The following is a 26130-nucleotide window of genomic DNA, read 5'->3' on the forward strand; positions in this document are numbered from 1 at the left end:
TTCCCCGTAAAGCGATCATCATTCCCCGGAAAGGAACTGGTTCCTTCTCCGCTGCTGGTTGATTTGGATTTTGGCCTCGTTCCCCTGCTCCGTCGCCTGATAAAATACGCGGCGGGCGATTTCCTTCGGCAAATAATCCTGCTTCACGTAATGACCCGGGTAGTCGTGCGGATATTTGTACCCCTCATGCCCCAGCTTCACGGCACCCTTATAATGCGTATCCCGCAAATGCATCGGTACCTCCGCCGATTTCAACTCGTCGATCGCCGACGTTGCCCGCGAAATCGCCGTATATACCGCGTTCGATTTCGGGCTCTCCACGGCGAACAAAATCGCCTGGGCGATGTTCAGCTTCGCCTCCGGCCAGCCGTTGTTCCGGTAAGCCTCCAGTGCGCTGACGGCCTGCACCATCGCCTGCGGATTCGCCAGGCCGATATCCTCGCTGCTCGCCGCGATCAGGCGGCGGATGAACACCATCGGGTCCATGCCCAGCTTTTCCACCGCGTACAAAAACCAGAACAAGGCGGCATCGCTGGAACCGCGGATGCTTTTATGAAATGCGGAGAGCACGTCGTACTGCGTCGACTCGTCCGCCCGTACCGTCGGACGGCGGATCGATTCTTCCGCGACGTCCAGCGTAACATGGACGGTGCCGTCGTCCTCCGGCGGCGTCGTCATCGCCGCGAGCTCAAGCGCGGTCAGCGCCCGGCGAATGTCGCCATTGGCCATCGTGGCGATATGGTCCAGCGCCTCCTCGTCCACCTGCAGCTTCATGTACCCCAGGCCTTTGTCCGGATCGGCGAGCGCCCGCTTCATCGCGGCCAGCGAATGCGCCTTCGTCAAAGGCTGCAGCTGGAACAGGGTGGAGCGGCTCATCAAAGCGCCGTTGACGTAATGGAACGGATTTTCCGTCGTCGCCCCGATAAAAATGATCGTCCCTTTTTCGACGGCCGGCAGCAGCGCGTCTTGCCGCGAGCTGTTAAAGCGGTGCACCTCGTCGAGGAAAAGGATCGTTTTCGTGCCGTACATCGCTTTATTGCTCTGGGCCCGGTCGATGACCTCGCGCACGTCTTTGACGGAAGCGTCCACGGCGTTCAGCCGGACGAAATCCGCCTGCGTTTTTTGCGAGATGATATGGGCGAGCGTCGTCTTCCCGCATCCCGGCGGCCCGTACAGAAGGATCGAGGACACCTGGTCCGCTTCGATCGCCCGGCGCAGCAGCTTGCCGGGGCCGATGATATGTTCCTGCCCGATATATTCATCCAAAGAGGTGGGACGCATCCGGTCGGCCAACAGCCTGCCGCCCCGGTCCGACTCCTGCTGGAAAGAAAATAAATCCATGTTATGTTCACGTCCTTGAAAATGAAATGGCTTGTCTTTGCTCCCTTTCAAGCTCTCCCTCTATCATAACATACCGGGCAGGTACAGATCATGCGTTCCGGTCGCCGCGATACACTTCGAATGCGGAAAGGTTCGGCCACCATCTCGATTCCTGTATCGACAGGCGGATATAGCGGCTCGTCACGGCCGGGAAAGGGCAGATCCGCTTGTAGCCGATGACCGTGCCGTTATACGCCGTTTTCCACTCGCCGTCCTCCATATATTCCAGCGCAAACCGCTCCACCCGTTGACTGTAACGGTATTCCTGCAATACAACATGGTCGAAAGTTTGCTCCGTGCCGAGATCGACCGTAAGAACGGCCTGCTCCGTTCCCTCTTGCGGAGCCCAGAACGTGTCCCGGTTGCCGTCGACCGCGTCGGCGGCCGGATGTTCTTCCATCGCTTCGGTCGCTTGGACGGCGGCGCCGGCGGCCAGGTTCGTTCCGAACGTCCCCCGGATCCAATCCCCCAGCTCTTTCAGGCGCTGCACGTCGTTTTCATGGAACAAACCGCGCGTATCCGGCGGAATATTGAGCAGGAACGTCGCGTTGCCGCCGACCGATCCGTAGTACACCTTGATCAGCTCTTCCAGCGGTTTCACCTGGTCGTCCTGGGAGGCATGGTAGAACCAGCCCGGACGGATCGAGGTGTTCACCTCCGCCGGATACCAGATCAGCTCTTTTTCTTGCGCGATGACGTCCCGGCTGCCCAGGTCCTCATCCTCCGAGCTGTATTTCTTGGCGAATTCGCCGTCGTCTTCCTGCTGGGATTTTTCCTGGATTTTCTCGTTATCCCGCAGCGATGCGGGAACGACGCTCCACTCCGACTCCCGGCAATGCCCCGCTTCGTTGCCGCACCAGCGGATGTCCGGACCGCATACGGAGATTGCGGCCCCCGGCTGCAGCTCCCGGATGAGCGCATAATACGCGTCCCAGTCGTACACCTGGCGTTTGCCGTTCGGCCCTTCGCCGCAGGCGCCGTCGAACCAGACGCAAAAAATGTCGCCGTAACCGGTCAGCAGCTCCCGCAGCTGATTTTGGAAATATTCGTTATATGCGGGCGAGTCGCCGTAAGTCTGCTCATGGCGGTCCCAAGGGGACAGATAGATCCCGAAGCGGAGTCCGCCTCTGCGGCAGGCGTCCGCCACTTCCTTGACGACGTCCCCGCTTCCGTTTTTCCACGGGCTGTTTTTGACGGAATGCTCCGTATATCGGCTCGGCCACAGACAAAAACCGTCATGATGCTTGCAAGTCAAAATCAAACCTTTCATCCCCGCCGCTTTACACGCTTCCACCCACTGGTCCGCATCCAGCTCGGCCGGATTGAAAATCGACGGGTCTTCTTTTCCGCTTCCCCATTCCTGGTCGGTAAACGCATTCACCGAAAAATGAACAAATGCATAAAATTCCATTTCCTGAACGGACAGCTGCCTTTCCGTCGGCTTCACTTCCGCAGCGTATCGAATCTTATCTTTTAACGTCATATCTAGCCCTCCAATTCTATTGGCGAAATTTTACCGGCATTTGCCGCGCAAAATCCACCCTCTAACATTCTCCGTAAAAAACATGTACCTGCCGGTCGCCGCGGATATTCTGCCGTCATTATTTTTGCAGCGCTTTTTGGTAGATGTTCAAATACTGTTCCTGCTGCAGCCCACCTCCTCCAGCTTTGCAAAAGCCTCGTATTTTTTCGCCGCCAGCCACTTTCGATTTGCCATAAATTCCTCCCTGGATTTCTCAGTTCATGATAGAGTACTTAACACATCCGTTCCAGAAAAGCGCTCTCATCTTTATTTGTTATTATATCATTGGATTTGCTTCCGTTTAACCCTCTTGTTATGTATATGAATAAAAAAAATCGCAGAAAGGCGACCGGCGCTGCCGGCCGCCCCCTGCGGATCGCTTTCGCAAAAATATGGTTTTCTTTTTTCAACTCGCCTTCACGCCGCCTTCGCAAGCTGTCCGATGGATCGACCCTAGAATAGCAGCATCCGAGGGAGGATTATTTGTCAATCAGCTCGCCGTTTTTCATGATCAGCCGATCGTCGAGATATACGTCCGGCTTGCCGACGACGCAATCGATATGGACGCCGGCCGCCACGACGCCGCCAAACGTGTTGTTGCTGCCGAAGGCGACATGGATCGTGCCGTACACCTTTTCATCCTCCAGCACGACGCCCGTAATTCTCGCTTTTTCGTTCGTGCCGATGCCGAACTCCCCGAGCAGCCTTCCGTCGCCTTCGCCAAGCATCTGCAGCAGCTTTTCGCCTTCAGCGCCGCCTTCGGCCGCCACCAGGCGCCCCTTCTCGACGGTCAAAACGACGGGGCCGTCTACCTTGCCGATCCCGGCGATCGAGCCGTCGACGACGATGGTCCCTTCGGCGCTGCCTTCCACCGGCGCGATATACGCTTCCCCGGACGGCAAATTCCCCGATTGTCCCGGCTCCAAATACATGCCCGTGCTCGGAACCCCGTCGCGGCCGTCGATCGAAAATTCAAGCGTATGGCCGTCTTTTTCGATGCGCACTTTGCGGCTGTTGGACAGCATATCCGTCACCTTCTCCGTCAGCGCTTTGACCTCGGTATAATCGGCCGCGATCGCGCCCTCCAGGAACATGTCCGCGGTGATTCCCGGCATCGTCGCAAGGCGGGCGCCCGCGGCGGCGGCCTGCTTCCGGGCTTGCGTATGCGTCAGCGAATGCTTCGTGATGCAGACGACGACCTGAGCCGCCGCCATCGCAGCCGCGATCGGCGCCGGCGGTTCCTCGCCGGATTTGCCGCGCTCCTTGATCACGGTCAGCATGCTTTCCGCGCCGATCCGTTTTCCCGCCTCGTAAAGCGATTCCGCCAGTTCCTTTCTCGAATCGTCGGAGACGATGAGGAACGTTTCCCCCGCTTTCAGCCCAAGGCAGTCCTTCAGCATATTGATGCTCGTTTCAACGATTTTTTCCTGCATGTTCGTTAACTTCCTTTCAACCATGTATTTGCGCCCCGGATCGAGCTCGTCGTTCATCCGAATCCAGGCCGATCAGATCATTTCCGACACGATTTTCGCCATGATCGCATTGGACAGAATTACCGGCAGGCCGGAGGCCTCGGCGGTCAGTTTGCGCGCTTCCTCCGTGTACCCCATGCAGTCCAGCAGCAAAATGTCCGCTTTTCCCTTCAGCCCGGCCGCGGCGGCTTGGAATTTGCCCCGGTCGAATACGTATGGCGAAGCCTCGCCGTAAACCGGATGAAGGCCATGCGGCTCGTATTTCGAGTTCATGGTTTCTTTCTGCTCCTCCAGGGGAACGATGACGCCCAACCTGCGGTTGCCGACCATCGCTTTGACGGCCGGAGGAATGATATGGTCGGGTTCGATCAAATAGGAAGAGCGGGCGGCCAACCCCGGAAATACGCCCGTGCAAAGCAGCAAAATGTTCGCGACTCCCCGGTTTTCCATCTCGTCGATTTTTTGCTGCAGGATGGGCTGGATTTTGCTGCGGCCCATAACGACGGACTCGCCTGTCGCCAGCCGGGAAGTGAGCGCGTAGTCATGCTCTCCCGGCTGCAAATGCCCGGCAATATACTCTTTCGACAAACCGTCCAAAACGCCTGCTTGAATCATGTCCACCCGCGCGGGCAAATGCTCTCTTAAAATCGGGGCGACGTCCTTGCGCGGCGCCTGCCCGATCGTGATGACCCCAAGTTTCGTCATATTTCTTCCTCCTCCCATATTCACAAAAAAAGCGCATCCGCGCCGCCTGCCTTTCCCGGCAAGCCGCGGATCCTGCGAAAAAAGGGAAGGGAACCTCATATCCCCTTCCCTCCCGTATTATTTTCCTTCGGCGTCTCCCGCCGTTTGCAGCACCTTCATCGAGCCGTAAAGCTTCACGATCCGGCCGTATTCCTCCGCGTCGTAAAACGCGCAGGTTCCGTTCGTGAATTCTTTGGCGACCTCGACCGCAAAACGCGTTGCGGCGGCGATGTCGACTTCGTGGCTGGCGCCCGTGCCGCAGCCCGGAACGACGCTTTGCGCCGTGACCGCAACGCCGACGACCGGAGCGTCCGTGGCGACGGCCGGCTGCAAAATCGAGTTGATGTGGTACAAGTCGTTGCCGTAAGGCGTAATGTCCTGCATCGTGATCGGGAACGTCACCGGCAGAAGCCCGGTCGTCATTTCCATGATGCGCAGCAGGTCTTCGCTCACCCGCAAAATGTAGCCTTCTTTGACGGTCGGCGAAATGGCAAAACCTTTATGATTGATCACACGGTTGCCTTTGGTCGTATCGATCGAAAGCACCGCCTCCATTTCCGGCAGCACTTCATGCGCGTTCATCGCGCCGATATCCACCGGAGAGTCCATGAAATCGACCGGCTCGTGCGGACGGGTTGGCGCATCCGGGCAAATGTGGGTCGTCACGATAATATCGCCCTTCAAACGGTCGCCTTTCACCTGCATGTCCGCCAGCTTAAGCGCCGAAGCAACGGCCGCAACCGCGCCGTCGGCATCGGACACGAGCCCGATCCGGCTTGGACGGGCACCGATGCCGCCCAAACGGCCGACGATGCCGAACGTCGGGGCGCTGCCGCCTTTCGATTTGCCTTCGGTGCCGGGAATGACGATTTTAATGAAGTCCGTGCTGCCCTTTTCCCCCGTTACTTTTTGCACCTCGATCGAAACTTCAGCGTAGCCGGCGAACAGCTCCTTTACCTTCTCCCCGGTTACGTAAGCGTCGTCCATCGCTTCCAGCGCGATCATCGTTTGTTTTAATGTCATCGAACCCGACCTCCATTTTCTGTCTGTAGTGTTTGCGGCTTATAGGGGTGAATCAGAACAAGTAATCCAAAATCGGCTTTTTGATGATGTCCTCGACAGGCTGCATTAAAGCTTTGTTGCTCATCGTGCTGCTTAGCAGCAGCTTTTCCCGCGGCACGGCGATGACCGCAAGCTGTTGGCCTTTTTGCAATGCGGCCGTCACGACCGGTCTAGCCGTCTTCGCATCCAGCGTCATGATCAGGTCCGGGAACGTCGCATAACGCTCCCCGCCTTTTTCCAGCGTCATGTATTCGTTCCAGAACGTCATTTCAAATCCGTCGATCAGCACTTTGCCGACGTCGAACCCGCCCGTCGTTTCCATTTCGAATTCGGTCACCTCGCCTGCCGCGACGACCTTCCCTCCAAGCTTGTCCACGACGGCGGCAATGGCGGCTTCGCCTTTGGCGCCGAGCAGCGCCTCGCCGACACCGATCGCCTGCGTGATCGCGCCCGGAGCGCCGTTTTGTTTTGCGTATGCGGCCGTCACCGGATTTCTGGCTACAGCCACGAGCCCGCCCGCTTCGACCGAAGCTTTGCGCACCAGCGAAGCGGCTTTGCCGAGCGACCCGGAAACGGCAAACTCCAGGTAGTTGTCGCCTTTGCCGCCGATGGCCGTTTGATGCGACACGTAGTCTTCGACCTCCGTCAAATTCAGCGCGCCCATCGTGCCGGTAGGATGCGCCCGGCCGTTGCAGGCAAAGTCGACGAGCGGGATCCCGGTCATGACCGATTGCAGCCAGCCGTTTACCGTCGTTCCGGCGCCGTTTTCGTTCGTATGGATCGCCGAAATCGGTTTGCCGAGCCCGCGCGCAAGCATCTCGAGCGATCTTGCGTAATGGATCGGTTTCAAATATTTATCCTTCGCTCCGGGAGCGCCGACAAGCGATACCGTCACGAACGTGTCGTCTTCGGCGAATTCGTCGATCGTGCGCAGCTCCGGCTCGCCGAGCTCCAGAGCCAGGCGTCCGATCTGCAAACCCTCTTCGATCCAGCCGCCCCCGCCGCCGCCCAAGACGGCGCCGCCGAACACGGCGCTTTCCATCATGTTTTCGTCCAGTTTGATTCTAGCCATGGAATGCACCTACTTTCTCATTTTGAACATGGAGTTAAAGAAGCTGTAAATCGCGTCGCCCGCGATGAACCCTGCCGCCAAAATGCTCATCGGCGTCTCGGCTTCTTTGCCCTTCACTTTCAGCACGACGATCCGGATCAAAAGACCTGCCAGCACCGCCCAACATGCGTTAGGCGTCGCAATAAGCAAGCCGGTCGCGAACATGACGCCGATCTGGCGTTTCGCGCCGCCAAGCCATTGCAAAATGGCGCCCGGGATGGCCCAAAGCAGCAGCTTCATCGCAACGTCCGGGGAAGTCCCCGCTTGGATGGTCGACACGTATACCGTATCGATCGGCGGAACGAGATTTTGGCCGAAATAGGAATGGTACGTCAGGGCAACGACGATCACCGCCACGCCGAAAGCGATCATGCCCGTCATGTACTGCTGCTTTCTGCCGCGCAGCTCAAATTCTTTGTCTTCGCCGTTGCCGCGAAGGATGTAACCCGTCTTCAGGTCGTAACCCATATCGGCGAACGCCGGGCCCGTAGCGGCGCTAAATCCGGCAAGCAGCGCCAGCGCAACGGTCGGGAATCCGATCAGCATGCCGAACAGCAGCGTAATAAACGCTACGGCAAAGGCCGGGAACCAGCCGGAATGCATCGCCGCGATGCCGACGATAATTTCGTGCACGAACGCGGCAAAGGCCGCAAAGATAAGGAATCCGATCAGCATGCCGATCGACATTTTCGTAATGAGGCCGCCAATGAGGGCGATGATAAGCGCGATGACGAGGTAAGCGACAAAACCAAGCCCGAGGGCGCGTCTCGCTTCGCCTTCCGAGCGGGTATATTTTTCCGCGTCCGCTGCTCTATCTTCCTTTTTCGGACGTTTCAAAATAAGAATGGCCGCCTGCACCAAGGCAACGATCCCGGCGCCGATCATGACGCCGTGCGCAATATAAAGCTTGTCGACGTCGATGCTGAACAGCGGGTTCGAATATTGGCGGATCAAAAGTCCGATCCCGAACATGCCAAGCGCCCAAATGTTGCCGATAAACGCCACGCCGAACGCGGACATGGAAATATGGAAATAAGACCCGATCAGGCCGATCACCGTCCCCACGCCGAGCAGTCCGGCGCGTTTGCCGCCTTTATCCCCGGCAATGATCGATTCGGCGGTCGCCACGCCCGGAGCCCACGTTCCGGATGCGGGGAACAGCTTCGAGTCAAACAGCTTATAGAGCAGCGCCGCGTCCACGAACATCGCAAGCGCCGCGCCGATCAACATCGGGATGATCAGCTTCGTCTCCCCCATCACGAACGGGATCCCGATCGGGATGAACAAACTGTTGGCCGCGCCAAACGTCGCCGAGGAGATGGAGGTTTGGACCATGTTTTGACGGTGGATCGATTTATACTTTTTAAATATCGCTAGCGGAATTCTTGCAATCAGCATCGCAACAAGCGCGCCGATGATCGCCGTGTTTGGCGTCACGCCAAGCGTCGTTACGATCTGTATGCCGACGATCGCGCCCAAAACGCCGGTAACGATGTTGAGGATCAGGCCAAACGGTTCGAATATGCTGGGATGTTTCTCTTTTTTGTCCGCCTGTCCGGTTTCATGTTTCATTTCGCTCATCCGTATGCCTCCAATTTGTTAGATTAATCGCTCGTTTGCTAGAAATCCGCAGGGCTTGCGTCGCGTCATGCCCCCTTTAACCTGCAGACCGCTTTCAAATCGAGGGTAGTCGTTTTCAAGCGGATCTAAACGAGTGCTCTCTTCCGAAAAAAAGGGAAGAATAAATGCTGCCGACATTCAAATCGAAGGCCGAAAGATAAATTGTAACGTTTGCAAGGTTGGGTTAAGCCCTTTTCAAATCGCGCCGGCTTGTTTATAATAGTTCGCGGCCATGAAACCTTCCGATTCTACCGTATCGATGACCGGAACTTTCAGTTCCTTCCGGAGCGTTTCGGCAAACCCGATGGTCGACAAGCCCGTGCAAGCGAATACAATCGCTTTTGCCCCTTGCCCGATGAGCGTTTTCGCTGCTTCCAGCGCTTTGCCGCGACCTTCTTCCGTCAGCAGGTCCGTCGTGTTTGTGACGCCTTCCGGACGGAGGTAACCCGAGATCAGATCCCCTAAAATATCGCGCATTACAGGCGGAACGCCTTCGGTGATGCCCATAACGCCGACAGGCAGTCCCAGGGCGCGCGCCACATGCGCTGCCGAGCTGCCCCCGCCGATGACCGGAATCGAAACGCGGCTTCGAAGCTCGCGGATGGCCGGATCTGCGGCGCAGCTAATAATGATCGCCCGGCATCCTTCGCGTTCCATCTGAACGCCGAGGTCTACGATTTTCGGTACGGCAATCCGTTCCGATTCGTCGTCATAGATCCCTAGCGGCTGATCGGGGATGCTTTTGCTTAATACGGGAATATCATGCTGCTCCTCGATAATTTTTCCATGCGATTGAAGCACCTCATTATCATTTGCGGTAAATACGCGAATTAATCCTATCAAAGCCGATCACCCTTTCGCCCCTCTTCAGGTTGATGTCAGGATATTTACCATCCCAAAAATTTTTATTAAGTAAGATTTTAATTGTTTTACCCGCCAAGCAACAATGTACCCGGCCAACAAAACTAAAAACGCCTCCTTGTGCCCGGAGCACAAAGAAGGCGTTTTTTTATCCAAAAATAAACAGATATATTTGATCGTAGAATGATGTCCGGATTCGCAACAGTCAAGCACTGGCAGTACAGGAACTATTTGAAAGCTCACATCCGGCGAAAAGTTTAGGCTCGTTTCAATAACTGATATGCCGAGCACAAATACAGTTCAAATCGGCTTTGCGCGCTGTTCAGGTCGAGCCCCGTCATCGATTTGATCCGGTCGATGCGGTAATTGACCGAATTCCGATGGATAAACATCCGGTTCGACGTTTCGTTCAGGCTGCCGCCCGTCGCCAAATAGTGGTAAAGCGTGCTGACGTAGTTGGTGCCGTTTGCCTGGTCGTGTTCGGCCAGCTTGCCGATCCTTTCGTCGACGAACCTGCCCAGCCAAGCCGAATCGGACGAATTCAGCAGCATTTGCAGCATTTCGACCTCCGCGTACGTAAACAGCTGCCGCCTCTGATTCAGCCGGAAGCCGATCGACACGGCCGTCCTTGCTTCGTTGTAGCTGCGATTCGCCTCAAAAAGCGGCGCCTGGCGGCCCATGCCGACCCGTACCGTATCCCACGGCTTCAGCCATCGCTGCAGCTCTTCGCCCCAAGGAAGCGGTCTCCTTTTGTTATCCGGCCGCTTTTCCGTGTCCGCAGTCGGTACGGAAGGCAAAAACAGCACGATTTTCCCGCCATGGATTTGCAGCTGGGGGCGAACCTTCCGGGCGGCGGATTCCTCCGACAAATAGGATTGAATGGCTTCCGCGATGGGAGCATCCTCGTTATAAAACGGCTCGTCCGCTTCAATAACGGCAACCTCCCATAGCCAATCCGGGGAAAGCCCGAGCTGCAGTCCTTTTGAAGCGGTGATCCTTTCGTCCGCGGGCGGATTCAAAATCAGCTCTTCAAAAAACGTCCCTCGCAGCCTGCTTTCGGTGTCGTAGGCGATTTTTTCCCTCATCAGCTCCAGCGAAAACACGAGCCGCGCCTGCTCGATCAGCATCAGGTCCAGCTCGTCCAGCTCCCGCTTTTCCACCACGAATTTGCCGAGCATTTTATTGTCCACGTTCACTTCCCATTGACGGTGATTGCCCGAGGGGACGTAAGGATTGCCTTCCGGAGACGAGGCGAGTACGGCGCCGCCTTTGTCGACGATCCAAATCGACGAATCGATCAGCTTCGAGACGCTGTCCGCGACCACCTGGATGCCTTTGTTGTTCAACACGAGGCCGGTCAGCGCTTTGTTGACTTCCTCGGAACGTTTCAGCAAAACAGCCTGCCTGTTCAAAATTTGCTCCATGACGTTATAGGTAATGTCGATGTAAGCCGCTGACAGCGGCAGTTGGATGACCGGAATGTGATACAAATTGCTTTTCTCGATCATTTCCTGCGGAATTTGGGAAATAAACCGTTCGGGTTTGATGGCAATCCCCGCTCCGTTCACATTGGCCAGCTGTTCGATCATTTCGGTGAGCAAGGACGGATTATCCCGTGCGGGATAACCGGCCGTAAGCACCATCTCGCCTTCCCGCAGCCAGCTCCCGATATCGGGAACCTCCCAAATATCGATATACTGCACGATCCGGTCCAGCCCCTGCTCCCCGCTGATCAGCTTTGCGTTTTTCATGACAGGCAGATTGAGCATTTCCCTTACGGTCAAGCCTCTCAAATTCATAAGTCTCACCTCTCACGGTTCACGGTTATCAAGTATTCGCGGCTTGCTGCAGCTCTCATGACCGTGTGATTGGGCCTTGCCATTCCATTGTACCGCACCTTGCGATTCTTCCGCCATGAAGCGCCGCCGATATCCAGAAGAAGGCAATTACGCGGCGGCAATTCGGGAAGTCCGATTTTTTTCGGATCATGTCCGTTAAATGAAAAAAAGGAGTCCCTCCGTTTCCTAAAAAACCATCGGGGACACCCTTTCGCAAACAAGGACTTCGCCAATCCTCGTTCCATATGCGGTTATCTATCGATCCAGCGGAGATCAACGGCGTACCTGCACTTTTTCCGCGCCATGCTCCGCACGTTTTTTAAAGATGACCTTCCGGATGCTTTCCACGGACAAGTGGAAGGTTTTCGTCAAAGATTCGAGCGAATGTCCGCTGCAGTGGAGATTGTAGATCTCCTCGTTTCTGCTCTCGATCATCTGCCGGGTGCCGCTGTTGACTCCCCAGCCGACACGCTCGCTGCTTCTTTTTGGAATGTAGATCAGCTCACCCTCAATGTGCTTCTGAAGCTCTTTGAGCAAACTAGGGGGAAGCACATCCCTCCCGTTTCGGTAATTCACGATAAACGTCCTCCTTCATCAGATGTTGGCTCCGATTTGCGATTTTTGCGTTGAACATTTTATCGTTCCCTCCTTTCTGTTATGTAGGATATATTAAAAGGTAATTAGGGAGGCCAGTTCCGGCCCCCCTGAACTTTGCGATTTCCGCTTTAGGCGGAAACCACCTCGTTATTTGTGATCAAAATTGCATCAGCTCCTTTCTTTAGGAAGTTGTCGGCCGTCCGACATCTTTATTAACTCATACTTGGAGCTCCGCTTCAAGCGAAAAAATGAGTATATACGTTTTTTACCCGGATTTTTTTACCATTCTCATCAGAACGTCGATCTGACGGCTCCAAAAGTCTTCATCGGCCGGGCTTTCCTGCAGCATCAAACCTGTAATGACGGAAAAATAACAGAGCAAAAGCTCTACCGGATCCCCTTCGTAAAACTCTCCTTCCTGCTGCCCTTTGATAAAAATCGGAATGATATTTTCGATCGTCTTTTCCGGGGGATGCTGCGCAAGAAGCTTCTTCGCCGCATCAGGCGCATCTTCGGATATTTGCACCTGCCGGATCAGCAGAAAATACAAACGATGCTCCCGATCAAGCATGATCCGCGTCAATTCCCTGATTTGATCCGCGGGCGAGCCCGGAAATTCATGCAGCCGTCCAAGCGTGGAATCGGCTTCATAAAGCGCTTCACGCACCAATTCCGTGTACAGTTCTTCCTTCGAATTAAAATACCTGTAGGAGAGTCCCTGGCTGATGCCTGCCGCGGCAGCGATGGAGCTTATTTTCGTTCCGGCGATCCCGTGCTGGGCAAACACCTTGAGCGCCGCTTGTTTGATTTGCGATTTGCGTTCCTCGTGAATCCGCTCAAGCTGCTGATCGGTTAATGGCGACACGTCTGTTTTCAACTCCATTCATGTTAATCCATGTTAATTCTATTGTAGGGGGGCTTGAACCAGGCTTCAAGACAAAACGCTGCGAATCTGCCGCTGGCTGATTTCCCAAAGACGGGCCGCGCTTTTCGGGTCGACGGCGGCTTTGGACGGAACCCCTGCTTTTAAATCCTTATAATAGTTGCCGCTTTGACCGGCCAGTTCGGCGGATTCCGCCAGCCATATGAGCGTTTCGGCCCCTTTTTCCGGCGTTCGGGAGAAAGGTTTCATGCAAGCCATCGTCATTCTGGCGAGTTTGCCGTTATTCATGTTGAAATTTGTTGATACAAGGCCCGGATCAAAGCAATTGACACTAACACCGGTTCCATGCAATTTTTTGGCAAGCTCTACTGTAACCAAAATATTCGCCAGTTTGGTCTCGCCGTAACGGAGATTGGCACCTCCTAAAAATGTTCTCAACGGGTTATATAACCGGTTGCCATCCAAATCCTCAAAATCGATTCCTCCCTTGACCATTTTATGACCGTGGGAAGAGGTGAAAATAATCCGTGCCTCCGCGTTTTCCTTTATTCGATCCAGCAGAAGCGTCGTGAGTAGAAACGGCCCCAAATGATTGACGGCCCATGTCATTTCAAAATGGTCTTCGCTCCAGTATCTCCGGTCGTAAAAGGCGCCGGCGTTGTTGATGAGCACATCGATGCGCGGGCATTTTTCAAGTATATCTTTCGCAACCTTCCGCACGGAATGCAGCGATCCCATATCCGCGGTAAAAATGTCGATCTGAGCATGGCTTGCGCCGCTTTCCAGCCGAATCCGCTCGGCGCATTCGATAGCTTTTTGCCGGTTCCTGGCTATGATTCCGATTTTTGCTCCGTCCCGTGCCAGCGCACGTGCTGCGGCCAATCCGATTCCGCTCGTAGCGCCTGTAATAAGCACGTATTTATCCCGAATCGTCCAAGGCAAAGCAGCGGCTTCCTTTTGCATATTCAACATGTTCAAACCCCTCCGTTTTTATGAATGAATAATTCATTCATTTATAAAATCAATATATTCCGTTTTTTCCCTGTTGTCAATTCTTTTCAAAAAAAGAACCGCCTCTTTTTAAAAGAGACGGTTTCCGCTTACGAAAACGTAGGTTTACCAGCCTGTAACGGCAATGTCTTCATGCATGTTTTGCAAATAATCCGGCAGCGGTCCTCCGTGCATCAGCCACAGTTCATGCAACGCGCGGGTACAGCCGACGTACAGCAGCTTGGCGTCCCATGACGAAGCGCCGTAGCGCTCGCTGTCTGCATCCGCCAAGATGACCGCATCGAACTCAAGCCCTTTCGAGAGGTAGACGGGCAGGACGGAAAGTCCCCCCTCGTATGCCTGATCACCGCCGTCGATCAAATGAAGCTCGGGCAGATCCGGCTTCAGCCGTTCGTGCAGCTCCTTCGCGTCCTTCAGCGTTCGGGTCAATACGGCCACCGTGCGGTATTCGCCTGAAGAAAGCTTTTGCAGCCCTGCGCGCAAATCATTCAGACGCCCGCCGCCGCTTCCGTAAGCAATCAAACGCACCGGGTTCCCGCTGCGGAAAACCGGCACCGCCAGCAGCTCGCTGTTTACGCCTTGCTCGAGGATGCGGTTGGCGAATTCGATGATTTCCATCGTCGACCGGTAGCTGCGCGTCAAAGCGAAATACGCCGTGTCCTCCGGCTTGAACCATGACCTCATTTCGTCCCAGCCGTGAACGCCGCGATACGCATGGATACCTTGGGACAAGTCACCGAGAATCGTAAAGGAATGCCCCTTGACGAACAGATCGAGAACCGCGACCTGGAAAGGCGAAAAATCCTGCGCTTCGTCGATGACGATGTGATCGAACCGCTGCTCCCCCGTAATGTCGTTAAGCAGATAATGAATGTACAGAAGGGCGGGCAGATCTTCTTCGCGAAGAACGTCCTTTTTCAAATCCTTTTGCGTCGATTTCATGACGCCGTCCGGAATCCCGGCCAGCAGCTCTTCGGGCCAGCCGGCCTGCAGCTTCAGCGCCTTGAACATTTGCTTGTACAACACGACCGGCTCGTATTTCGGCCATTTGGAAGCATAGGATTTTTCGCGTTGGGATGCTTTTTTCTTCCGTTCTTTCAGCGCGGCGGCGGATGGCGATTTTTTCAGCTCCATCTCGACCCAGCGGTGGATTCTTGCCATCACCCGCTCTTTCCGCTTCGCCAAAGGATACGGCTTGTATTCATCGTTGAACCAGTGAAGAATGGTGGCGCGCGAAAGCACGGCGCCTTCCCATGGCATAAAATCCGCTTCGGGCACCGACGCATCCTCCATCGCCTCGATGCAGGCGCGGATCATCTCCATGAACCGGATCGAACCTTTGAACCGCCCGGGAACTTCGTCCGTCACTTCCGGCATCCCGTCGGCAGACTCGAACCAGTAAGCCAGCGTCTCGGAAGGATCGGCAAGCGGTAAATCAATGCCGAGCAGCCGCATGGCCCAATCCGCAAACGTGCTCTGCTGGATGTCGCCGACCCCAAGCTCGGGCAGCACGTCGGATATGTAATCGAGAAACATAAGGTTCGGCGCAAAAATGATCATTTTTTCAGCCGCGACCTGCTCTTTGTACTGGTACAGCAAATACGCGAGACGATGCAGCGCCACGGTCGTTTTTCCGCTTCCCGCGACCCCTTGGATGATCAGCGCCGTATTTCGGGCCGCGCGGATGATTTTGTCCTGTTCCGCCTGAATGGTCGAGACGATGTCGCGCAGCTTGTTGTCCTTGTTTTCGCCGAGCCGGTAAACCAGAAATTCGTCCGACACCGCCGGCTGGTCGCTGTTCCGGTCATAGGTATCGGATACCCGTTCCAAAATCTGCTTCCGGATGACGAGGTTGCGCTTCAAATACACCAGCCCTTCGATCGTTCCTTCGGGAGCTTCGTACGCAGCCGGTTCGTCGCCGCCCGTGAAGGAATAAAACACGCTGGCAATCGGCGCCCGCCAATCGATCACCATCGGCTGATCCCCGACCTCCCCGTGGTCGACGCCGATTTTGCCGATATAAAGCGGCTTAGGCTCCGTATCGTTATTTTCCTGAAAGTCAAGCCGGCCAAAATAAGGGGCAGCCAGGCTTTTGGCCAAAGATTGCCTTTTTTCCTCGCGTCCGGCCTCGAGCACCTGTTCAGTGAAATCATGTCCGGTATACACCGGGATCGCGCGCAGCCGTTTCAGCTGCCTGTCAATTTCCGCTATCGTTGCATTCAGCCTTCGCTCTTCCTCTTGATAGGCACTTTGAAAAGTTTGCTCCAATTTCAGTTACCTCCTAAAAGTTCTTCCGTCAGCCAAAAGGCCGTACGGGAGCCGTTCCTGCAGCATTCGCATGCAACTCGTGCCCGATGCGGCCGAGCGCTGCAGAACTACCCTGCCCTGGTAAGCCGATGCTTAGTCGTGAGCCATAAGCCCGCTTAGAAAGGATTTTCAGTATATCACAATGAAGGCGCATTCTCCATAGCCGCGATTGAAAACGGCTGCACTAGAAAAAACATTCGGGTCTTTACAATCTTGTTCGAAGCGGTATAATGGGAACCAGCAAAAAACTGCATACGGAAAGATAGCACTAGGGGTGCCTTTTTGGCTGAGAGACAAGTAGCGAATGCATGCGCGAACGTTAACCCTTCACACCCGATCTAGGTCATACTAGCGTGGGGAAGTGCGGTGAAACGACAGCCATGAAGCCCCTCTTTCGCAACGTCTGAAGCGGGCCTTCAAGCCGTCCGGTGAGCTGCACTCTTTCGGGTGCGGTTTTTTTGTGCGCCGGCCGGCAGAAAGTTCGAATATGTATCAGCGTTCGTACAAGGAGGAAACGAAAATGGTGAGTGAAAAATGGGTTTGCGGAACGAGCCGCATCGCGGGCTGCCGCTTTTCGATCTACCCGATGAGCGGCGATTTTGTATCGATCATTGAAGACGCCTTAAAAAAAACGAATACGTCCAAAGTTTGGATGCTGACGGATGATGTCAGCACCTGCGTCCGCGGACGGATGTCCCATGTCTTCGACGTTGTGCATGCGATCTTCGCCCATGCGGCGGCAAGCGGCGAGCACGTCGTGTTCAGCGGCACGTTTTCGATCGGCTGCCCCGGGGATTCCAGCGGGGACGTTTACATGTCCGAGGATGACGTCCGGTTGAACGAAACGCCGCCTGGCATCGACACCGCGGCACAGTTTGCCCTTTACCCGCTGAACGCCCCGGGATACATGGGCATGATTGCGGGTGCGGTCGAGGCCGCCAAAAGTCTCGGCACCTTCTCCGGCAGCGTTCATTACGCAAGCCGTCTGGACGGAAGTGCAAACGACGTCTTCCGCACATTGGGGCAGGTCTTCGCCAAGGCTGCGGACGAGGTGTCCCATCTGGTGATGACCGCGACTTTGTCGTGCAACAGCCCTTCGCCGAAACCCGCGCGGAAATTGGCCGGGGAGGCGATGGCCCGATGAAAAACTGGAAGCTGCGCGACATCATCGTGCTGAGTTCGCTGTCCGTCGTTTTTGCCGTCGTGTACGTTCTTTTCCTGCAGGTCGGCAACGTGCTGGTCGGCTTTATGGGGCCGATGGGCTACGAAGTCATTTTTGGGATCTGGTTTATCGTATCGGTCATCTCGGCTTACATAATGCAGCGGCCGGGAGCCGCGCTTTTGTCGGAAACGGTAGCCGGATGCGTTGAGCTCCTGATCGGCAACACCGCCGGCCCGGTTCTGATTTTGTCGGCATTCATTCAAGGGCTTGGCGCTGAAGCGGTGTTTGCGGCGCTTCGTTACCGCAGCTATTCCGCTCCGGCCCTGATGGCTGCGGGTGCCGGCGCCGCCGTCTTCAGCTTTGCCTGGGGATTCATTCATTCCGGGTTTGCCGCGCTGTCGCCGGGATTGCTGCTCGCCATGTTCGTCACCCGCGTCATCAGCGCGGCGCTGCTGGCAGGTCTTCTCGGCAAATGGATCGCGGACGCCCTTGCAAAAACGGGCGCGCTCCGCAGCTTTCCGATCGCCAAAACCTCGCGGGGGCGGCTGGGATCCAAAGCGGAGGTTTCGTGATGGCCGCCGCGGAACGGCAGCCGGACCGCAGCCCGGTGCTTGTCGCCGACCGCATATCCCTGAGACTGGACGAAGATCAAACGGAACCGGTCCTGTCCTCGGTATCGCTGACGCTGCACGAACGGGAACTGACGCTGCTTCTCGGTCCGGGCGGCTGCGGAAAAAGCTCGCTTGCCCTCTGCCTTAACGGGATTTACCCGCATGCCGTGGAAAGCGAGGTCACCGGCTGCGTAAAGATTTTCGGGAAAACGCTCGACGGGAAACATCCCGGAGAAACGGCGCAAATCGTCGGCATCGTCTTTCAAGACCCGGACAGTCAATTTTGCATGCTGACGGTCGAGCAGGAGCTTGCATTTTGCCTCGAAAACGTCTCTTGTCCCCGGGAGGAAATCAGCGAACGGATCGACGACGCGTTAAGGCTTGTTCAGCTGAGCGATTGCAGGGATCGGCTGATCCATGAACTTTCCGGCGGACAAAAGCAGCGCGTCGCCATCGCGGCGGCGCTTGCCCTGCGGCCGAAGGTGCTCCTTCTGGATGAGCCCACCTCCAATCTCGACCCGGCTTCGGCGCGGCAGCTTGCCGAGCGGATCCATGCCATCCGCCGGCTGCTGCCCGTGACGACGCTGCTGATCGAACATCATCTGGATCCGTGGATGGAATATGTCGACCGGCTTGTCGTCATGGATCATCAAGGAACCGTTCAATATGAAGGGGATCCGGGACATTTTTTTGCAAGCCGGGATGCCGAAGCCGAAAGCGCCGGCATTTGGCTGCCCCGGGCCGTCGTGCTTCACCGGGAGCTTTCCCGGTCTGCCGGCATGACGGAAGGCGGCGATCCACCGGAGGCTGGTTCAGCCCCGCCGCCGCTTTCAATCCGCGATCTCATTCGGCGGTGGACCCGATACCCGGCTCCCGTCCAAAGCGCGGCTATCCGCCTGCTGAAAGAAAAGCTTCGCCAAGATCGCAGGTCGTCGGAACAGGACATTCCGGGAGCCCCACCGAACCCGGTGAATGCCGGTTTTGGCGATCCGGTCCCGCTGCGTGCGGAAAAAGTGTCCTTCTCCCGGGGCGGACGCGTGATCGTTCAAGAGGCGTCCTTTTCCGTCCGGGCAGGGGAACTGCTTGCGGTGGCGGGCCGCAACGGCGCCGGAAAATCGACGCTGATGGCTTTGCTGTCCGGACTGCAGATGCCTTCCTCCGGCAGCGTCTCGCTTCACGGCAAACCGCTGACAGCCTGGAAGGAAGCGGAGCTTCGCCGGAGGATCGGCTGCATTTTTCAACATCCCGAGCATCAATTTGTGGCGGACACGGTCTATGACGAGCTGGCATATTCCCTTCGTTTGCAGCACTTCAGCGAAACGGAAATCGATAACCGGGTTCGCAGCCTTCTGGAGCAATTTCGCCTCGAGGGACGGGAGAAGTTTAGCCCATTCTCGCTCAGCCAAGGCCAGAAGCGGCGCCTGAGCGTGGCTGCCATGATGTCCGACGAGCAGCAAATTTTGCTTTGCGACGAGCCGACCTACGGTCAGGACGCTTATGCGGCTAAAGAGCTGATGTCCGGCTTGCGCGCCCGCGCCGACATGGGGCTGGCCGTCGTCGTCATCACGCATGACATGGAATTCGTCCAGGAATACGCCGACCGCGTCGTCGTCATAAACAACGGTTCCGTTGATTACGACGGGGCCCCGGGTTCGCTTTGGTCGAGCCCCGAGCAGTTCCTGAAAGAACGCGGCCTGATCCCGCCGATCGCCGCACAATTGCTGCAGGCACTGGAGGGGGAACGGGCATGCTGAATGTACAAAGCGGCAAAATCGGCTCCCCCAAGCGTTCGCTCCTCCAACTCGAGCATCTGAATCCGGCCATGAAAGGGTTGACCGTCATCCTGTGCGTGCTGCCGCTGTCGCTGGCCTTCGATCCGGTAACCGTCGCCGCTGCTTTGGCGCTGACGGTGCTTGTGACCTGGCTGTTCGGGAACATCCCGTGGAAAAGATGGCTGCTGCTTTTTTCCCCGTTTCTCATTTTGGCGTTCGGCTACTTCTGGACGGCAGCCTTGTTTCCGCGCGAGCCGATAGGTCCGGATTCCGAGCTGCTGTGGTCGGTCGGAGCGGTCCGGGTGACTCAGGAAGCATGCTGGATCGCGCTTTCGCTCAGCCTGCGGGCGCTGCTGTTTTCTGCGCTGTCGCTGCTTTTTATGTTGACGACCGACCCGGTCAAGCTGATGCTCAGCCTGATGCAGCAATGCAAACTGCCTCCCAGGCTGGCGTACGGCATTTTGGCCGGCTTTCGGTTTTTGCCATTGTTCCGCGAGGAATTGTCTATTATGCAAAAAGCGCACCGCGTAAGGGGGGCCGGACGGATCCGCCGGACGCCCCGCTCGCAGCTTCAGGCTTTGAAGCGTTACGGCATTCCGCTGCTGGCGGGAGCGATCCGCAAATCGGAGAGGACGGCGGTGGCGATGATATCGAGAGGGTTTACCGGATCGGGCCGCCGCGATTTTTATACCCGGGTCCCGGTTACCTGGAAGGACGGCGTGTTTATGGCGCTCATGCTTGCCATCGTGGCGATCGGATACGGGCTTTCTTACGCTCTCGGAACGCTGCGTTGGTATAACGGCGAGCTTTGATTTTTCCGTCATCTGAATCGAGTGTTCTAGAAAGCAAGAAGCTGCCTTTATCCGTCCATCCGAAAAAAAGCTGTCCCAAAAAGGACAGCTTTTGTCATTCCAACGTTCTATTAAGCATTTCAGCCGGCGCAGAGAACGCCGGCCTTCCATCTCTGCCCGGAAAGGCTTATCTCCATTCCGCCACCTTCCACACATCCGTCACCCAATCTGCATAAAAGGCCGGCTCGTGGGAGACGAGCAAAACCGTGCCTTCGTAATCCATCAATCCTTTTTTAAGCGCCTCTTTCGCCCGGACGTCCAAATGGTTCGTCGGCTCATCCAGGACAAGCAGGTGGCTGGGCGATAACATCAGCTCGGCCAGCCGTACCTTGGCCTGCTCGCCGCCGCTGAGCGTGCGGATCGGCTTGCGGATATGTTCCGCCGTCAAGCCGGACATCGCAAGCACCTTGCGGATCTCCTTTTGCGTCAAGTCCGGCCGCAGCGCCCACACCTTTTCCATCGGCGTTTCCTCCGGCGCTGTATCCTCCTGCCGGTAGTAAGCCGTTTTAACCTTTTCGGATGCCAACAATTCTCCGCCAAGCGGCCGGAGCTGTCCGAGCAGCGTATTTACGAGCGTGGATTTGCCCGCCCCGTTTTCGCCTACGATCGCGATTTTATCGCCTTTGCGGACCTTCAGCGAAACCGGTTTGAACAGAGGGCTGCCATAACCTACTTTCAAATCTTTTGTTTCAACGATGTCGGTACCTGCCGTCGCGGACGGGACGGAAAACGCAAAACGCGGCGCGGGCCCTTCCACCGGCTTTTCGACCCGGACGATTCTGCCCAGCATTTTTTCACGGCTTTTGGCCTGCTTCGCTTTGCGGATCCGGTTTTTGTCGATAAAAGCCTCCAGCCTTTCGATCTCTTTGCTCTGTTTCTCGTAAGCAATCTGCTGCTGCGCTTGCCCGAGCGCAAACTCCTTTTGGAACTGCCGGTAGTTGCCCGCGTAACGCTTTATATTTTGATGCGCCAGATGGAAAATGACCGTCGTGATTTCATTCAGGAAATGTTCATCATGGGAAACCACGATGTAAGCATGCGGATAACGTTTCAGATACGCTGTCAGCCATTCGATATGAACCTGATCCAAATAGTTGGTCGGCTCATCCAGCAGCAGCACCTGTGGTTCTTCGAGCAGCAGCTTGGCCAGGAGCAGTTTTGTTTTCTGCCCGCCGCTGAGCGTGCCGACATCCCTTTCAAGCCCCAACTCCGTAATGCCGAGACCCGCAGCGATGTCTTCGATTTTCGAGGATACTTGGTAAAAATCGTGATGCTCTAATAGCGCCTGAAGTTCTCCGTATTTCCGCAGCAGCGCGTCCAGATCCTCGCCCGGATCCGCAAAACGCTCGGCGATCGCGTTCATTTCCTTTTCCATGTCGAACAGCCGCGAAAACGCCCGCTCCAAATATTGGCGTATCGTCGTCCCCGCCTGCAATTCGATATGCTGCTCCAGAAAACCGACCCGTACCTGCGGCGACCATGCGATGGTCCCCGCATCCGGCAGCAAGCTGCCGGTAAGCAGACGGAACAAGGTGGATTTGCCCGCGCCGTTGGGGCCGACCAAGCCGGCGTGCTCCCCGGAAAGCAAGCGGAAATGGACGTCCCTGAACGTCGTCTGATCGCCGTACATATGCGTTAATCCTTCGACATTTAATATACTCATCGTTTTTCTCTCCTTTTGGTTTCGTTGGATTCAAGCGAAAGCCATCCGGAGAAACAGCGGTATGAAATTTGCAAGCGGCGCTCCTGCGCGCTTAACGGAAGTTTTTGATTGTCAAAACTGTCCGCCCCTTCACTTTGGCGAAAAAAACGGGTAAGGCGAATACACCTTACCCGTAATTTCTATATCAGAGTAAGAAAGGATTCGGATCATATCAACTGTTCTCGAGATGGCTTGTTAAAAAAGGGCAGACTTCTCCCGTCTTAAGCCAAATCTCTTACAAGAACAGTTGATCTTTCCATACCTTTCCACCTCATATCGTCAATTTGGAATCATTGCGGCGGTTTGGGCGGGATAAAAAGATGACCTGCGCAAAACCTTCGCTATTTCAAGATTATAATGATGCTTCATTCCGGTTGTCAACCCCGATGGGCGTTAGCCTTGGCGGGCCCGGAAATTCCCGCTTAATCGATATAATCCTTTAACCGCTTGCTTCGGCTGGGGTGTCTCAGCTTCCGCAGCGCCTTCGCTTCGATTTGGCGAATCCGTTCGCGGGTAACGCCGAAGACTTGGCCTACCTCTTCCAGGGTCCGCGTCCGTCCGTCCTCCAGCCCGAATCTGAGGCGAAGCACGTTTTCCTCGCGTTCCGTGAGCGTATCCAGCACGTCGCCGAGCTGCTCCTTCAAAAATTTATGCGCAGCGGAATCGACGGGAGCCAACGCGTCATGATCTTCGATAAAATCGCCGAGCTTCGAATCGTTTTCGTCCCCGATCGGCGTCTCGAGCGATACCGGCTCCTGGGAGATTTTCATGATTTCCCGAACCTTCTCCACGCTCAGTTCCATGGCGCGCGCGATTTCTTCCTCTTCGGGCTCGCGCCCCAATTCCTGAACCAGCTGTCTCGAAATGCGCGTAAATTTATTGATCGTTTCGATCATATGAACCGGAATGCGGATCGTTCTGCCTTGGTCGGCAATGGCGCGCGTAATCGCTTGACGGATCCACCACGTCGCATAGGTGCTGAATTTGAAGCCTTTTGTGTAATCGAACTTATCCACCGCTTTGATGAGTCCCATATTCCCTTCCTGGATCAAATCAAGCAGCTGCATTCCCCGTCCCGCATATCTCCTTGCGATGCTGACGACAAGCCGGAGATTGGCCTCGACCATCATTTTTTTGGCTTCTTCGTCGCCGGCTGCGACGCGTTTCGCCAAATTCACTTCATCCTCCGCACTGAGCAAACCGACCCGGCCGATTCCCTTCAAATACATGCGCACCGAGTCGTCATTTTTCATTCCCGTCGGCAGAAGCTCTGCATCAGCAAAAGTGACGGCGTGCTCCTGATCGTTCGTATCGGCATGATTTGTCTCTAATTCATGTTCCTCGTTTGCCATACGTACGCCCTCCCCCTTCAAAGATCATTTCGACACCATCATGCATCCCTCATTGCTGCCGCCCTCAAATTAATATTGACGAACACAATAAAATATGCTAAAATATGAATGACTATATAATATCAATTTAAGGGTACACTATATAGTATCATATACGCTTGTCATATGCAACATGTTTCAAAAAATAACGCAAATCAACATACTTTTTTTTATATAACCGAAACGGGACTCTTTTCCGCAAGAGCCCGTTTCGGTTTTTTACTGCCTTGTTACTCCGATTGAGGGTCCCATTCCAAAACAGCCAGAACCGGAACATGATCCGAGGCGGTATTCTCCGGGATGGCCTCCGATGTCACCAGCTTCCACCCGCTCTGTTTATCAAACAGGATATAGTCGATTTTTCCATCCACCGGATGGGTCGGCCCGATGTGAGCCGTTGCGTCGTCCATCATCGTTTCCGTCCACGTCCGGATCGGCCCGGAATCCGGCAGCGCGTTCATATCCCCCGCCAGAATGAACGGCGTTTTGTCCTTAAGATATTCCCGGATACGGTCCGCCTGAGCCCACCGGATTCGTTCGGCCAGCTGAACGTCTTCCTGCCATTCCAGATGGGTGTCCGCAAACACGACGGACGGGAGCCCATGACCTAATGCCAGCTTTGCTGCGAGCATGACGCGCTGTTCGCCGCCGGGTTCGTTTGGCAGCATCATTGCATGAACCGATTCAAACGGAAATTTGGAAAGAATCGCAATGCCGTATTCGCCTCCGTCAAAAGCAATCGCCCGCGCGAATCGGTGATGCATGCCCGTAAGCCTGCCCAGCTCCGCCGCCTGATCCGCGCCGCCGCTTCGGGACAGATGCCGATCCACCTCCTGCAGCGCTACGAGATCGGGACGGGCGCTTCGGATCACGCCGGCAATCCGTTCCAAATCCAGAACGCCGTCCATCCCTTCTCCATGATGAATGTTGTAAGTCAATACCCGCAGAACCGGCTTTATGTTCCCTTTCGCAGTATAAACCTCCTTGGCGGTTCCGTCCGAAAAGCCCGCTGCTTTCATCGGAAAGCTCCCCACTTCCGTTTTTAGTTTCCTTTGGCCCGATAAAACGATTTGTTCTCCAGCGCCCGAACCGGCGCGGTCCAATCCTCCGTCGCCGGCATCGTCGCGATGGCGTCCTCCGCCGCCTGCAGCTTGGCATCCATTTGGTCGATCAGATGCAGCGCAAGCGCTTCGGGAATTTGCGGCTGCACGGTGCTGCCCCATTCCGGCAAATTGTGGTGCGACAAAATCATATGCTGCAGCAGCACGATTTTTTCCGAACTGACGTCGACGCCGATCGCAATCGCCGCTTCCGACACCCAGCTTGCGGCAAGCGGAATATGCCCGAGCAGCTTTCCGGTGAAGCTGTATTCGCTGACGATGCCCAATTCCGCCGTCAGTTCTTCCGTTTTGGCGATGTCATGCAGGATGATCCCTGCTACAAGCAAATCCCGGTTAAGGAAAGGCCGCTGCCTGCAGATGAACTCGGCTAGCTCCAACATCCGCACGATATGATAAGCCAACCCGGCGTAAAACGCGTGGTGCATGCCTTTGGCGGCCGGATAATGCATCAGTTTGTCCCCGATTTTGTTCAGGCAGTGGTCGATGATCATCTGAATCTCGGTATCCTGGATCGTATACGCCGCGGTTTTGATCGTGTAGACGAGATCATTGGGCGGAACCGGCGCCGACCTTACAAAATCGGTAATGTTGTAGCCGTCTTCATCGGTTGCCGGCCGGATTTTGTTTACCTTGAATTGAAGCCGATCGCGATACAGCTGAACGACCCCTCTCACCTTGACGAGCATGGGAGCAAAAAAGGTTTCCTTGTCCGTCGCCGAGGCGTCCCAAAATTTGGCGGAAATCTCTCCGCTGGCGTCCGCAAGGATCAGATCCAAATAATCTTTGGGCGGCGTGGAATTCGTTTGCTTGACCATCGCGGTTTTTAATAGATAATACCCCGTAACTTCCTGTCCTTCTGTAAATGATTGTATAAGCGTCATATGGCATCTCCTCCCCCAAATCTCGTTCAACGCTTTTGAAAGCAAGGAACCGCCTGCCGGAAGCAAGCGGCCCTATGCGTTCCATGGCTTCCGGCTTCGGCAGGACTTGCACCGCAAAGCTTACGACAACTAAGCGGCGATCATATATTACACCGAAAGAAACGTCCCTCGCTTTTCCCCTGGCGATTTAACGGTCGGATAGATGATAAAACCGAATGCCATCCACAATAC

21 protein-coding genes and 1 riboswitch are annotated in these 26130 nt (G+C 55.6%); of the genes, 4 read left to right on the top strand and 17 right to left on the bottom strand.

The features are described from left to right. Positions 1–18 precede the first annotated feature (18 nt). The 13 genes from RJP21_RS06455 to RJP21_RS06515 all read right to left on the bottom strand — a co-directional run bounded on the left by RJP21_RS06455 (position 19) and on the right by RJP21_RS06515 (position 16369). On the bottom strand, positions 19–1341 hold the full coding sequence (locus RJP21_RS06455) for a replication-associated recombination protein A (protein ID WP_160045259.1): 1323 nt from the start codon (positions 1339–1341) through the stop codon (positions 19–21). A gap of 88 nt (positions 1342–1429) precedes the next feature. Next, positions 1430–2863: an alpha-L-fucosidase gene (locus tag RJP21_RS06460; protein WP_310858559.1), complete on the bottom strand. Its 1434-nt coding sequence runs from the start codon at positions 2861–2863 to the stop codon at positions 1430–1432. Between the two features lie 518 nt (positions 2864–3381). Then, entirely contained in the window at positions 3382–4335 is a 954-nt protein-coding gene (locus tag RJP21_RS06465; protein WP_310858560.1) for an aminopeptidase, read from the bottom strand. Between the two features lie 72 nt (positions 4336–4407). After that, a complete protein-coding gene (locus tag RJP21_RS06470) occupies positions 4408–5079 on the bottom strand; it encodes an AroM family protein (protein ID WP_310858561.1) in 672 nt (223 codons plus the stop codon). Positions 5080–5196: 117 nt separating this feature from the next. Then, complete coding sequence (locus RJP21_RS06475) at positions 5197–6141, bottom strand: DUF1177 domain-containing protein (RefSeq protein ID WP_160045255.1); 945 nt, start codon at positions 6139–6141, stop codon at positions 5197–5199. A 52-nt stretch (positions 6142–6193) separates the two neighbouring features. Further along, on the bottom strand, positions 6194–7252 hold the full coding sequence (locus RJP21_RS06480; RefSeq protein ID WP_310858562.1) for an S-methyl thiohydantoin desulfurase family protein: 1059 nt from the start codon (positions 7250–7252) through the stop codon (positions 6194–6196). A 9-nt stretch (positions 7253–7261) separates the two neighbouring features. After that, entirely contained in the window at positions 7262–8863 is a 1602-nt protein-coding gene (locus RJP21_RS06485; protein ID WP_310858624.1) for an OPT/YSL family transporter, read from the bottom strand. Between the two features lie 243 nt (positions 8864–9106). After that, positions 9107–9754, bottom strand: a complete 648-nt coding sequence (locus tag RJP21_RS06490; protein ID WP_310858563.1) for an aspartate/glutamate racemase family protein — start codon at positions 9752–9754, stop codon at positions 9107–9109. Positions 9755–10029: 275 nt separating this feature from the next. Beyond that, positions 10030–11571 (bottom strand): PucR family transcriptional regulator, encoded by a 1542-nt coding sequence (locus RJP21_RS06495; protein ID WP_310858564.1) that lies wholly within the window; start codon positions 11569–11571, stop codon positions 10030–10032. A 312-nt stretch (positions 11572–11883) separates the two neighbouring features. Next, a complete protein-coding gene (locus tag RJP21_RS06500) occupies positions 11884–12186 on the bottom strand; it encodes a CD3324 family protein (RefSeq protein ID WP_310858565.1) in 303 nt (100 codons plus the stop codon). 286 nt (positions 12187–12472) lie between these two features. Then, positions 12473–13090, bottom strand: a complete 618-nt coding sequence (locus RJP21_RS06505) for a TetR/AcrR family transcriptional regulator (RefSeq protein ID WP_310858566.1) — start codon at positions 13088–13090, stop codon at positions 12473–12475. Positions 13091–13138: 48 nt separating this feature from the next. After that, positions 13139–14053: an SDR family NAD(P)-dependent oxidoreductase gene (locus RJP21_RS06510; protein WP_310858625.1), complete on the bottom strand. Its 915-nt coding sequence runs from the start codon at positions 14051–14053 to the stop codon at positions 13139–13141. Positions 14054–14206: 153 nt separating this feature from the next. Further along, positions 14207–16369 carry a HelD family protein gene (locus RJP21_RS06515; RefSeq protein WP_310858567.1) on the bottom strand — a complete coding sequence of 721 codons (2163 nt, stop codon included), beginning with the start codon at positions 16367–16369 and terminating at the stop codon, positions 14207–14209. 299 nt (positions 16370–16668) lie between these two features. After that, positions 16669–16785: riboswitch (TPP riboswitch) on the top strand. A 143-nt stretch (positions 16786–16928) separates the two neighbouring features. On the opposite strand from RJP21_RS06515, the gene RJP21_RS06520 reads away from it, so the two are divergent. Genes RJP21_RS06520 through RJP21_RS06535 form a run of 4 tightly spaced genes read left to right on the top strand, consistent with a single transcriptional unit; the run spans position 16929 to position 20765 of the window. Then, the gene (locus RJP21_RS06520) at positions 16929–17552 is read left to right on the top strand and encodes a YkoF family thiamine/hydroxymethylpyrimidine-binding protein (RefSeq protein WP_310858568.1); all 624 of its coding nucleotides are present in this window, start codon (positions 16929–16931) and stop codon (positions 17550–17552) included. Continuing rightward, positions 17549–18142 (top strand): ECF transporter S component, encoded by a 594-nt coding sequence (locus tag RJP21_RS06525; RefSeq protein ID WP_310858569.1) that lies wholly within the window; start codon positions 17549–17551, stop codon positions 18140–18142. Before RJP21_RS06520 ends, RJP21_RS06525 begins: the two co-directional genes overlap by 4 nt. Further along, positions 18142–19935, top strand: coding sequence for an ABC transporter ATP-binding protein (locus RJP21_RS06530; protein WP_310858570.1), 1794 nt, complete (start codon positions 18142–18144; stop codon positions 19933–19935). The genes RJP21_RS06525 and RJP21_RS06530 overlap by 1 nt, the downstream gene beginning before the upstream one ends. After that, a complete protein-coding gene (locus RJP21_RS06535) occupies positions 19929–20765 on the top strand; it encodes an energy-coupling factor transporter transmembrane component T family protein (protein ID WP_310858571.1) in 837 nt (278 codons plus the stop codon). The genes RJP21_RS06530 and RJP21_RS06535 overlap by 7 nt, the downstream gene beginning before the upstream one ends. A gap of 166 nt (positions 20766–20931) precedes the next feature. On the opposite strand, the gene RJP21_RS06540 is transcribed toward RJP21_RS06535, so the two are convergent. The 4 genes from RJP21_RS06540 to RJP21_RS06555 form a co-directional block, all read right to left on the bottom strand. Next, positions 20932–22467, bottom strand: a complete 1536-nt coding sequence (locus tag RJP21_RS06540) for an ABC-F family ATP-binding cassette domain-containing protein (RefSeq protein ID WP_310858572.1) — start codon at positions 22465–22467, stop codon at positions 20932–20934. Between the two features lie 461 nt (positions 22468–22928). Then, positions 22929–23759 (bottom strand): RNA polymerase sigma factor RpoD, encoded by an 831-nt coding sequence (rpoD, locus tag RJP21_RS06545; protein WP_236575932.1) that lies wholly within the window; start codon positions 23757–23759, stop codon positions 22929–22931. A 368-nt stretch (positions 23760–24127) separates the two neighbouring features. Then, the gene (locus tag RJP21_RS06550; protein WP_310858573.1) at positions 24128–24916 is read right to left on the bottom strand and encodes an endonuclease/exonuclease/phosphatase family protein; all 789 of its coding nucleotides are present in this window, start codon (positions 24914–24916) and stop codon (positions 24128–24130) included. Between the two features lie 23 nt (positions 24917–24939). Then, positions 24940–25899 (bottom strand): 3'-5' exoribonuclease YhaM family protein, encoded by a 960-nt coding sequence (locus tag RJP21_RS06555; protein WP_160045239.1) that lies wholly within the window; start codon positions 25897–25899, stop codon positions 24940–24942. Positions 25900–26130 lie beyond the last annotated feature (231 nt).

The sequence above is a fragment of the Paenibacillus sp. VCA1 genome, from assembly GCF_031583795.1.
Lineage (GTDB): Bacteria > Bacillota > Bacilli > Paenibacillales > Paenibacillaceae > Paenibacillus_AQ > Paenibacillus_AQ albilobatus.

What these genes read in the sequence shown, in the direction of transcription:
- RJP21_RS06455 (WP_160045259.1), bottom strand. Translation starts at nt 1,341, where the DNA reads ATGGATTTATTTTCTTTCCAGCAGGAGTCGGACCGGGGCGGCAGGCTG.
- RJP21_RS06460 (WP_310858559.1), bottom strand. Translation starts at nt 2,863, where the DNA reads ATGACGTTAAAAGATAAGATTCGATACGCTGCGGAAGTGAAGCCGACG.
- RJP21_RS06465 (WP_310858560.1), bottom strand. Translation starts at nt 4,335, where the DNA reads ATGCAGGAAAAAATCGTTGAAACGAGCATCAATATGCTGAAGGACTGC.
- RJP21_RS06470 (WP_310858561.1), bottom strand. Translation starts at nt 5,079, where the DNA reads ATGACGAAACTTGGGGTCATCACGATCGGGCAGGCGCCGCGCAAGGAC.
- RJP21_RS06475 (WP_160045255.1), bottom strand. Translation starts at nt 6,141, where the DNA reads ATGACATTAAAACAAACGATGATCGCGCTGGAAGCGATGGACGACGCT.
- RJP21_RS06480 (WP_310858562.1), bottom strand. Translation starts at nt 7,252, where the DNA reads ATGGCTAGAATCAAACTGGACGAAAACATGATGGAAAGCGCCGTGTTC.
- RJP21_RS06485 (WP_310858624.1), bottom strand. Translation starts at nt 8,863, where the DNA reads ATGAAACATGAAACCGGACAGGCGGACAAAAAAGAGAAACATCCCAGC.
- RJP21_RS06495 (WP_310858564.1), bottom strand. Translation starts at nt 11,571, where the DNA reads ATGAATTTGAGAGGCTTGACCGTAAGGGAAATGCTCAATCTGCCTGTC.
- RJP21_RS06505 (WP_310858566.1), bottom strand. Translation starts at nt 13,090, where the DNA reads ATGGAGTTGAAAACAGACGTGTCGCCATTAACCGATCAGCAGCTTGAG.
- RJP21_RS06510 (WP_310858625.1), bottom strand. Translation starts at nt 14,053, where the DNA reads ATGCAAAAGGAAGCCGCTGCTTTGCCTTGGACGATTCGGGATAAATAC.
- RJP21_RS06520 (WP_310858568.1), top strand. Translation starts at nt 16,929, where the DNA reads ATGGTGAGTGAAAAATGGGTTTGCGGAACGAGCCGCATCGCGGGCTGC.
- RJP21_RS06525 (WP_310858569.1), top strand. Translation starts at nt 17,549, where the DNA reads ATGAAAAACTGGAAGCTGCGCGACATCATCGTGCTGAGTTCGCTGTCC.
- RJP21_RS06530 (WP_310858570.1), top strand. Translation starts at nt 18,142, where the DNA reads ATGGCCGCCGCGGAACGGCAGCCGGACCGCAGCCCGGTGCTTGTCGCC.
- RJP21_RS06535 (WP_310858571.1), top strand. Translation starts at nt 19,929, where the DNA reads ATGCTGAATGTACAAAGCGGCAAAATCGGCTCCCCCAAGCGTTCGCTC.
- RJP21_RS06540 (WP_310858572.1), bottom strand. Translation starts at nt 22,467, where the DNA reads ATGAGTATATTAAATGTCGAAGGATTAACGCATATGTACGGCGATCAG.
- rpoD (WP_236575932.1), bottom strand. Translation starts at nt 23,759, where the DNA reads ATGAAAAATGACGACTCGGTGCGCATGTATTTGAAGGGAATCGGCCGG.
- RJP21_RS06550 (WP_310858573.1), bottom strand. Translation starts at nt 24,916, where the DNA reads ATGAAAGCAGCGGGCTTTTCGGACGGAACCGCCAAGGAGGTTTATACT.
- RJP21_RS06555 (WP_160045239.1), bottom strand. Translation starts at nt 25,899, where the DNA reads ATGACGCTTATACAATCATTTACAGAAGGACAGGAAGTTACGGGGTAT.